Origin of the sequence: Microbacterium sp. 69-10 (assembly GCF_001897945.1) — a bacterium.
Lineage (GTDB): Bacteria > Actinomycetota > Actinomycetes > Actinomycetales > Microbacteriaceae > Microbacterium.
Map to the genome: position 1 here is coordinate 228289 of NZ_MKRT01000024.1, position 8726 is coordinate 237014.

Annotated in this window: 7 protein-coding genes; 5 read left to right on the plus strand and 2 right to left on the minus strand. The window is 65.0% G+C overall.

The window, feature by feature from the left end; translation table 11 throughout:
- Window positions 1-1189, minus strand: a 1189-nt coding sequence (locus BGN97_RS12150; RefSeq protein ID WP_292702195.1) for a bifunctional dTDP-4-dehydrorhamnose 3,5-epimerase family protein/NAD(P)-dependent oxidoreductase, incomplete at its 3' end; no start/stop codon positions are given.
- The gene (gene rfbB / locus BGN97_RS12155) at window positions 1189-2187 is read right to left on the minus strand and encodes a dTDP-glucose 4,6-dehydratase (protein WP_292701795.1); all 999 of its coding nucleotides are present in this window, start codon (window positions 2185-2187) and stop codon (window positions 1189-1191) included. The genes rfbB and BGN97_RS12150, both read right to left, overlap by 1 nt.
- A gap of 79 nt (window positions 2188-2266) precedes the next feature.
- Here rfbB and rfbA point away from each other — a divergent pair, with 79 nt between their 5' ends.
- From rfbA to BGN97_RS12180, 5 genes are all read left to right on the plus strand, one after another.
- On the plus strand, window positions 2267-3139 hold the full coding sequence (rfbA, locus tag BGN97_RS12160) for a glucose-1-phosphate thymidylyltransferase RfbA (protein WP_292701798.1): 873 nt from the start codon (window positions 2267-2269) through the stop codon (window positions 3137-3139).
- On the plus strand, window positions 3140-5059 hold the full coding sequence (locus BGN97_RS12165; protein WP_292701800.1) for a rhamnan synthesis F family protein: 1920 nt from the start codon (window positions 3140-3142) through the stop codon (window positions 5057-5059).
- The gene (locus BGN97_RS12170; RefSeq protein WP_292701803.1) at window positions 5059-7020 is read left to right on the plus strand and encodes a rhamnan synthesis F family protein; all 1962 of its coding nucleotides are present in this window, start codon (window positions 5059-5061) and stop codon (window positions 7018-7020) included. The genes BGN97_RS12165 and BGN97_RS12170 overlap by 1 nt, the downstream gene beginning before the upstream one ends.
- A gap of 145 nt (window positions 7021-7165) precedes the next feature.
- Complete coding sequence (locus BGN97_RS12175; RefSeq protein ID WP_292701807.1) at window positions 7166-7945, plus strand: ABC transporter permease; 780 nt, start codon at window positions 7166-7168, stop codon at window positions 7943-7945.
- 2 nt (window positions 7946-7947) lie between these two features.
- Window positions 7948-8726: ABC transporter ATP-binding protein (locus BGN97_RS12180; protein WP_292701810.1), on the plus strand; the 779-nt coding region annotated here is incomplete at its 3' end.

The following is an 8726-nucleotide window of genomic DNA, read 5'->3' on the forward strand; positions in this document are numbered from 1 at the left end:
CGCCCGATCCCGTCACGTTGTAGACGCCGAACTTCGGGCGTTCGCGCAGGAGGTGCTGGATTGCCGCAGCGATATCGGATGTGAACGTCAACCGGCCGATCTGATCATCGACGACTTGGGGATCAATGCCCCTTTGAGCAAGCGAAACCATCGTCCGTACGAAGTTCTTGCCCTCGCCGATCACCCAAGAGGTGCGGAGAATGTAATGTCGGGGGACCGTGCTCACGATCGCGTCGCCCGCGGCTTTCGTCTGACCGTACACGCCGAGCGGACGCACTCTGTCGTCCTCGGTGTACTCGCCCGCACTAGCACCGTCGAAGACGTAGTCGCTCGACACGTGTACGAGGGTGATGCTGTTCTCAGTTGCGATCCGGGCAAGGGCAGCCACGCCGAAGACGTTCGCAGCCCAGGCATCCGCGCGGCCGTCGGGTGTCTCTGCGAGATCGACCGCCGTGTACGCGGCGGCGTTGATGATCGTGTCGTAGTCGCGCCACCGGCGTGCGTTCGCGAGCTGTGGGCTCGCGAGATCGAGGGATTCGCGCCCCGCGTACTCATAGCGCGGCGAGTCGCCGAAAGCCGCGCGGAGCGCGAGGCCCAGTTGTCCGTTTGCGCCGAGGACGAGCGTCTTCTTCGGGGGGATCGGGGTGACGTCGGCCAGACGGGGGTGCGCGAGGTCCTTAGCGGAGATCTCGGCGTCGGCGAGCGGGATCGGCCAGGCAATCGCGGCGGTCTCGTCGGCGAGGTTCAGGAACGAGTACTCGGCGTCCGCAGACCAGTGATCGTTGACCAGGTACGCGTAAGCGGTGTCACGCTCGAGCGTCTGGTAGGAGTTGCCGACGCCCCGTGGCACGAACACGGCGCGCGACGGATCGATCTCGACGGTGAAGACGGTGCCGAACGATGGGCCTTCGCGCAGGTCCACCCAGGCGCCGAAGATTCGCCCCGTCGCCACCGAGACCCACTTGTCCCAGGGTTCGGCGTGGATGCCGCGGGTTGTGCCGACCTCGTCGTTGAACGAGATGTTGTTCTGAACCGGACCGAAGTCGGGCAAGCCGGCGGCGACCATCTTCTCGCGCTGCCAGTTCTCCTTGAACCAGCCGCGCGAATCCCCGTGCACCGGGAGTTCGGCGACGAGCAGGCCGGGAATCGCCGTCTCGGTGAACGACAGCGCCTTGCCGAATTCCGTCATCACTGGCCCTTGGACGCGTAGAACGACTCGGTGGCGTCCTTGGACGGCGCCCACCAGGCCTCGTTGTCCCGGTACCAAGCGATCGTCGAGGCGAGGCCGGATTCGAAGTCCCCGAACTTCGGCGCCCAGCCGAGTTCGGTCCGGAGCTTGGTCGAGTCGATCGCGTAGCGCAGATCGTGGCCGGCTCGATCGGTGACGTGATCGTAGGCGTCCGCCGGCTGCTCCATCTCTGTGAGGATGAGCTCGACGACGGACTTGTTGTCCTTCTCGCCGTCGGCGCCGATGAGGTAGGTCTCGCCGATCTCGCCCTTGTCGAGGATGGTGAGCACCGCGGAGGAGTGATCGTCGGCGTGGATCCAATCACGCACGTTCTCCCCGGCCCCGTAGAGCTTGGGGCGGATGCCGCGGATCACGTTCGTGATCTGACGCGGGATGAACTTCTCGACGTGCTGGTAGGGGCCGTAGTTGTTCGAGCAGTTCGAGATCGTGGCCCGCACACCGAACGATCGCACCCACGCGCGCACGAGCAGGTCGCTGCCCGCCTTGGTGGAGGAGTAGGGAGAAGAGGGGTTGTACGGCGTCGACTCGGTGAACCGCTCAGGGTCGTCGAGCTCGAGGTCGCCGTAGACCTCGTCGGTGGAAATGTGGTGGAAGCGGCGGTCATGGCGGCGCGCGGCCTCGAGCAGGGTGTACGTGCCGATGATGTTCGTGTCGAGGAACGGCCGTGGGTCGTGCAGCGAGTTGTCGTTGTGAGACTCGGCCGCGTAGTGGACGACCGCATCGACATCGGCGAACAGGCCGTCGACGAGCTCGGCATCCGCGATGTCCCCCTGCACGAACGTCAGACGGTTCGAGGGAAGGCTGTCGAGCGACGCCCTGTTTCCTGCGTAGGTCAGCTTGTCCAGGACGGTGACGTGGGCGTCGGTGTTCTCGATGACGTGGTGCACGAAGTTCGAACCGATGAATCCGGCGCCGCCGGTGACGAGCAGTCTCTGCATGACGACCAGCGTACCGGGCGCGACTTCGGCGGATTCGTGGCGTTTGTTCAGGTGCTCGCGATCAGGGAGACTAGTACCCATGCGTGGCATCATTCTCGCCGGCGGCACTGGCTCCCGGCTGCACCCGATCACCCTCGGCGTCTCGAAGCAGCTGGTCCCCGTGTATGACAAGCCGATGATCTACTACCCGCTGTCCACGCTGATCCTCGCCGGCATCCGCGACATCCTGATGATCACGACCCCGCACGACGCCGAGTCTTTCCAGAGGCTTCTTGGCGACGGATCCAAGTTCGGCGTCTCGATCACCTACAAGACGCAGCCATCGCCTGACGGCCTCGCCCAGGCGTTCATCCTCGGGGAGGAGCACATCGGCTCCGAGTCCGCCGCGCTCGTGCTCGGTGACAACATCTTCTACGGACAGGGGATGGGCACACAGCTCCGACAGTACGCCGAGCTCGACGGCGGCGTCGTGTTCGGCTACTGGGTAGACGACGCCACCGCATACGGCGTGGTCGAATTCGACAAGGCGGGCAACGTGGTCTCCCTCGAGGAGAAGCCCGTGCAGCCCAGGAGCAACTATGCCGTCCCGGGTCTCTACTTCTACGACAACGACGTCATCGAGATCGCGAAGAGCCTCAAGCCGTCGCCGCGCGGGGAACTGGAGATCACGGACGTCAATCGGGAGTATCTCAATCGGGGCAAGCTCAAGGTGCAGCTCCTCACCCGGGGCACGGCCTGGCTCGACACCGGGACGTTCGACTCGCTCGCCGAGGCGACGGACTTCATCCGCACGGTCGAGAAGCGCCAGGGGCTGTCGATCGGATGCCCCGAGGAAGTCGCATGGCGCATGGGGTTCCTGACCGACGACGAGCTCCGGCAGCGCGCCGAGCCGTTGCGCAAGAGCGGCTACGGCGAGTATCTGCTCAAAGCGCTGCAGCAGGGGGGCCGCTGAGTGGTGCCCAACGGCGTGCTCCCTGCACCACGGAGAGCCGTCGTCTACGCGCTCGCCGGTGATTCGCGTGCCCTCGAGGACTCCACGGTCGCCGCGATCTCCGCTGTCGGCGCGAAGGCGACCAATCTAATAGTCACCGTTCCCGCCGGGGTGGCGGATGCGGAGGCCCGGCTCGCTGACCTCGACGTCCGGATCGTGCCCGTACCGACCCTTCGGTTCTCTCCGAGCAACTACCGTGACGGTCTGCAAGCGTTGATACCGCGGCACGGCGAGATCGACGAGATCGTGCTCACCGGTGACGGTTGGTTCGGTCCGCTCGAGACCTTCGACGCGATGCTGGCGCGCATGGACGCGGTCTCGGGCGACGGGTGGCAGGCCGCAGAGATCACCGGCGCGCTCGATGATTCCTTCGACGAGCAGGGACATCCGCTCGTCGCGATGCCATGGGCATGGTTCGTCGCTCGGCGGTCGCTGTTCGAGAGCGAGGAATGGCGAAGCTTCTGGGAGGATCAGCGGCAGCGCCCGCGCGAGGCGGAGCACGAGAGGACGATCGCCCCTGAGCTGATCGCTGCGGGTCGTCGTATCGAGTTCGCCTTCCCCGCGGCCGACTATCCGACCGCCAACGCCCCCGCTCACGTGGCGGATCTGCTGATCGAGGACGGCTACCCATTCCTCGACCGGGGCGTCTTCGGCTGGTATCCGCCGTACCTCGACCGGCAGGGGATCGTCGGACATGACCTCTTGCGTGTGGCCGAACGGCACGGTCTCGACCGTGACAGCACGCTGAGCGCGCTTTCACGCACTGTTCCGCCGCGCACGCTCAACGCGAACGCCGGTCTCCTGGAGGTACTGTCGCAGCGCAGCGTCATACCAAGCGCCGATCCGAGGAACCTCCGTGTCGCTGCTGTCGTCTACGCGCGTGACCTGCCTGCCTTCGAGCAGCTCTGCGGCAAGCTCGGGGTGCTGCCCGAGGGGTTCGACCTCGTCGTCACCACGACCGACGGACGCAAGGCCGCTCGCATCGAGCGTTTCGTCGAATCCAGGAATCTCGGCAACGCGCGACTCGACGTCCGTGTGACGCCGTCCAGGAAAGGCCGCGACATGGCCGACTTCTTCGTCGGCTGCCACGACATTCTCCTCGGACGCGACTACGACGTGCTCGTCAAGGTCCACGCGCGCAAGCATGTGAAGAAGACGCTCAACGTCGTGCGCTACTTCATGCGGTATCAGACCGAGAACCTCCTCGCCTCGAAGGAGTACGTGCGCAACGTCCTCGGGCTCTTCGCCGCGCAACCGCATCTGGGCGTCGTGTTCCCTCCGACCATGCACATCGGATACTCGATTCTCGGCTCTGGCTGGGGTGGCGGCAGATATCGGATCGCTGCTACGCGATTCCTGGCTCGACTCGGCGTGAGCGCACCCCTCGAGCAGGTCTCTCCGCTCGCCCCGTACGGAGGCATGTGGATGTGCAGGCCGGAAGCGCTCGCACCGCTCGCGCAGCAGGACCTGTCGTACAGGGACTACACGTCCTCCGGCCCGATGAAGGATCTCGCGCGGGTGCAGGAGCGGGTGATCGCTCATGTCGCAGCAGACGCGGGGTACTACTCCCAGACAGTGCTCACGCCCGAGCATGCGGCGATCAGTCATACCGCCATCGACTTCAAGGTCGACCAGCTCTTCTCCACCACGACCGGGTATCCGGTCGAGTCGATCCAGCTGATCCAGAGCGCAGGACGCATGAGCGGCAGCGGGATCTTCGGCCTGTCGCGGATGTACCTCACCCGGAACCACCCGTTGCTCGCCAAGATCGTGAACCCGGCGTATCAGGCCGCGTACATCGTGCTGGGCACGCTCAAGTTCGGCAAGAAGGCGCTCCGATACGGGCTGCGCCGGCTCCGCAACCGCCGGGGAGGATTCTGATGAGGACCGCAGAGCTCACCGCCTACCCCAGTCGTGCCGCGACGAGCTTCCCCCAGGGAGGAACGCGTCTGCTGGTCTACGTCGTCTACGATCGCCGCGGGGAGGTCGAGGACTACGTGCCATATGCGCTGAAGGACCTTCGTCGTTTCTGCGACCGTATCCTCGTCATCTCCAACGGCCCGCTGACCCCTGAGGGGCGCCGAACGCTCGAGGAGGTCTCGGACGAGGTCCTCGAGCGAGAGAACTCCGGCTTCGACATCTGGGGATACAAGCATGGCATCGACCATGTCGGCGACGCCATCGGAGAGTTCGACGAGGTGATCCTCGCCAACGACACGTGGTTCGGCCCGGTACGGCCGTTCGACCCGGTGTTCGAGCGGATGGACAAGCAGGAGCTTCACTTCTGGGGCATGACCGATCACCTGCGCGTCGAGCCGAACCCTTTCACCCATGTCGGCTACCTCGCCTACCACCTGCAGTCGTACTGGCTCGTGGCGCGCAAGGAGCTCGTCGCCAGCACGGAGTGGATCGACTACTGGGCGAACCTTCCCGTGATGAATAGCTACTCGGATGCCGTCGTGCACCACGAGGCCGTCTTCACCGAGAGGTTCACCTCCTTCGGCTTCGTCGGGGAGGTGGCGTTCCCGACGATCACGGACAAGATCGAGAATCATGCCGTGCTCTACGCCGAGCAGTTGCTCGACGCGGGGTGTCCCACGCTGAAGCGTCGTCCCTTCTTCCAATGGCCGCCGTATCTCGACCGCCTCGCGGTCGTCGGGAAATGGACGCTCGACGCCGCGGCCCGCTACGGCTACCCGATGCCGATCCTCATGCAGGATCTCGCGCGGAATGTGGAGCCCCGCACGCTGAACGCGGATGCGGCGCTTCTCGAGGTGATTCCGGAGCACGATCGCACCTATGACGAGTCTGCTCCGATGCGCACGCTGGCCGTCGCACACATCCACTATCCGGAGCTCGCCACCGCGATGCTCGATGGACTGGACCGTCTGCCGAGCGAGTACGACCTGATCGTGACCACGTCGGACGAAGACCGCGCCGCGCAACTGGAAGCGGTGCTCGCCGAGCGCAGCAGCAGAGGCAGCATCGACGTGCGCGTCGTGGGATCGAACGACGGTCGTGATCAGAGTGCCTTCCTCATCGCATGTCGCGAAGAGCTCCTCAGCGGCGAGTACGAGCTCGTCCTGAAGATTCACTCGAAGAAGACGCCGCAGGACGCGTTCAACCCCGGGCGCCTTTTCGCAAGGCAACAGTTCGAGAATCTGCTTCCCAGCGCGGGCTACGTGGCGAACGTCGTGGCGCTCTTCCAGCGTGAGCCGGGACTCGGGCTCGCGTATCCGCCGATGGTCCACATCGGATACGGCACGATGGGGCACGCGTGGTGGGACAACCGTCCGCGCTTCGTCGAGCTGGCGAACGAGCTCGGCATCCGGGTCCCGGTCGACCAGCTCTCCCCGCTCGCTCCGTTCGGCTCGATGTACTTCGCGCGCCCAGAGGCGCTCAGGCTCCTGCTGGAACACGAGTGGAGTTATGAGGACTTCGGAGGATCGGAGGCGTACAAGGACGGCGGGCTCGCTCACGTTCTCGAACGTATGCCGTCGTACGCGGCCGGGGAGCTCGGATACCACACGCGCACGATCGCGACACCCGCGTATCTTGCCCGCAGCTATACCGCGCTCGAGTACAACCACGACCAGATGTCCAGCACGATGATGGACACGACGATGCAGCAGATCGAGCGTATGCGAGCTGCGGGTGATTTCGGCGACGGCCGACTCGAGGACTTCGCCTACATGTACGCACGGATGAACAACCCACAGCTGGAGCCGCGCCTGCGCGCAGCCTTCGCGAGAGTCGCGCCGTGGCGACGCCGCCTCGGCAGACTGCGTCCGTCGCGTATCCTGCGCAGGATCCTGCCGGCATCCGGCAACAAGGGAGCATGAACGGATGACAGAGGCCACGCCCTCGGCGGCCGGAGCGAGATTCGCACGGATCGCCGCGCTTCCGATGCGGAGTATCGGCGCGATTGGAAAGGGATCGACCGGAGGGTTCTTCGGTCCCTTCCGGGAGATCGCCGATCATCGGGAGATGCTCTCGCTCCTCGTGAAACGGGACCTCAAGGCACGCTACAAGGACTCGGCGCTCGGGTTCCTGTGGGTGCTCGCGCGTCCTCTGATGCAGCTCGCGATCTACTTCGTCGTGCTCGGCCACTTCCTCGGAGCGGCTCGGGGCATCCCCGACTTCGCGATCTACGTGTTCGCGGGTCTGACCGCGATGGGGCTCTTCCAGGAGATCCTCGTGGGCGGGACGGGGTCGATACTGGCGAACGCGGGGCTGGTGAAGAAGGTGTACGTGCCGCGTGAGGTCTTCCCTCTCGCCAGCACGGGAGCTGCGCTGTTCAACTTCGGAGTCCAGCTGGTGGTCCTGGTGGTGGCGACGGTCGCGATCGGAAAGCCTCCGCTGCACGCCGGGCTGATCTACTTCCTCCCTGCGCTCGCGCTCATCGTGGTCTTCGGCCTCGCGCTCGCGCTGCTCTGCGGTGCGATCAACGTCTATCTCCGCGACACCCAGTATCTCGTCGATGTCATCACCATGCTGCTCTTCTGGGCCTCGCCCGTGGTCTACGCATGGCAGATGGTGAAGCAGCTCGTGAACATCCCCTGGCTGATCGAGCTCTACACCAACAACCCGCTCACGCTGGCCGTCCTCGGCTTCCAGCGTGCGTTCTGGGTCGCCGGCGATGCGGTGGAGTGGCCGGGGGATCTCATGCTGAGGATGCTCGTCGCACTGGTTGTCGGCCTGATCCTGCTCTTCGTAAGCCACCGTGTCTTCCTGCGTCTGCAGGGCAATTTCGCGCAGGAGCTGTGATCATGACCGATGTAACGACGCACGAGTTCGACGTGCCCGCGCCCGAGGTGATCCGGGTGGCCCATGTATCGAAGCGCTTCACGGTGCGCAAGGACTCGTCGCTCAAGGAGCGTGTGGTCACCCTGGGGAGGGCGGGGCGGCAGCACCGGCAGGACTTCTGGGGCCTGAGCGACGTCAGTCTCGGCATCAGCGCAGGCACGACGATCGGTCTGATCGGACACAACGGCTCGGGGAAGAGCACACTGCTCAAAGTCCTCGGCGGCATCATTCAGCCGACCGAGGGCTCGGTGACGCAGCGCGGCCGCGTCGCTGCTCTGCTCGAGCTGGGCGCGGGGTTCCACCCGGATCTGACCGGTCGCGAGAACGTGTACCTCAACGGCTCGGTCCTCGGACTCAGCACGGAGGAGGTTGATGCGCAGTTCCCGGCGATCCTCGATTTCTCTGGCGTAGGAGACTTCATCGACACGCAGGTGAAGTTCTACTCCTCGGGGATGTACGTGCGGCTCGCGTTCGCCATTGCCGTGCACACGGATCCCGACATCCTGCTCGTCGATGAGGTCCTCGCCGTGGGTGACGAGCAGTTCCAGGAGAAGTGCCTCGCGAAGATCCGTGAGTTCCAGACCGAGGGGCGCACGATCATCATCGTCAGCCATGCGCTGGACCAGATCAAGTCGCTGTGCGATCGAGTCGTCGTGATGGACAAGGGCAAGCTCGTCTACGACGGCATTCCGGTGACGGCGATCGAGAGATTCCGCAAGCTGCTCGCCGACAACGCCGTCGG

Coding starts and splice junctions, on each gene's coding strand:
- rfbB (WP_292701795.1), bottom strand. CDS start 2,187: ATGCAGAGACTGCTCGTCACCGGCGGCGCCGGATTCATCGGTTCGAAC.
- rfbA (WP_292701798.1), top strand. CDS start 2,267: ATGCGTGGCATCATTCTCGCCGGCGGCACTGGCTCCCGGCTGCACCCG.
- BGN97_RS12170 (WP_292701803.1), top strand. CDS start 5,059: ATGAGGACCGCAGAGCTCACCGCCTACCCCAGTCGTGCCGCGACGAGC.
- BGN97_RS12175 (WP_292701807.1), top strand. CDS start 7,166: ATGCTCTCGCTCCTCGTGAAACGGGACCTCAAGGCACGCTACAAGGAC.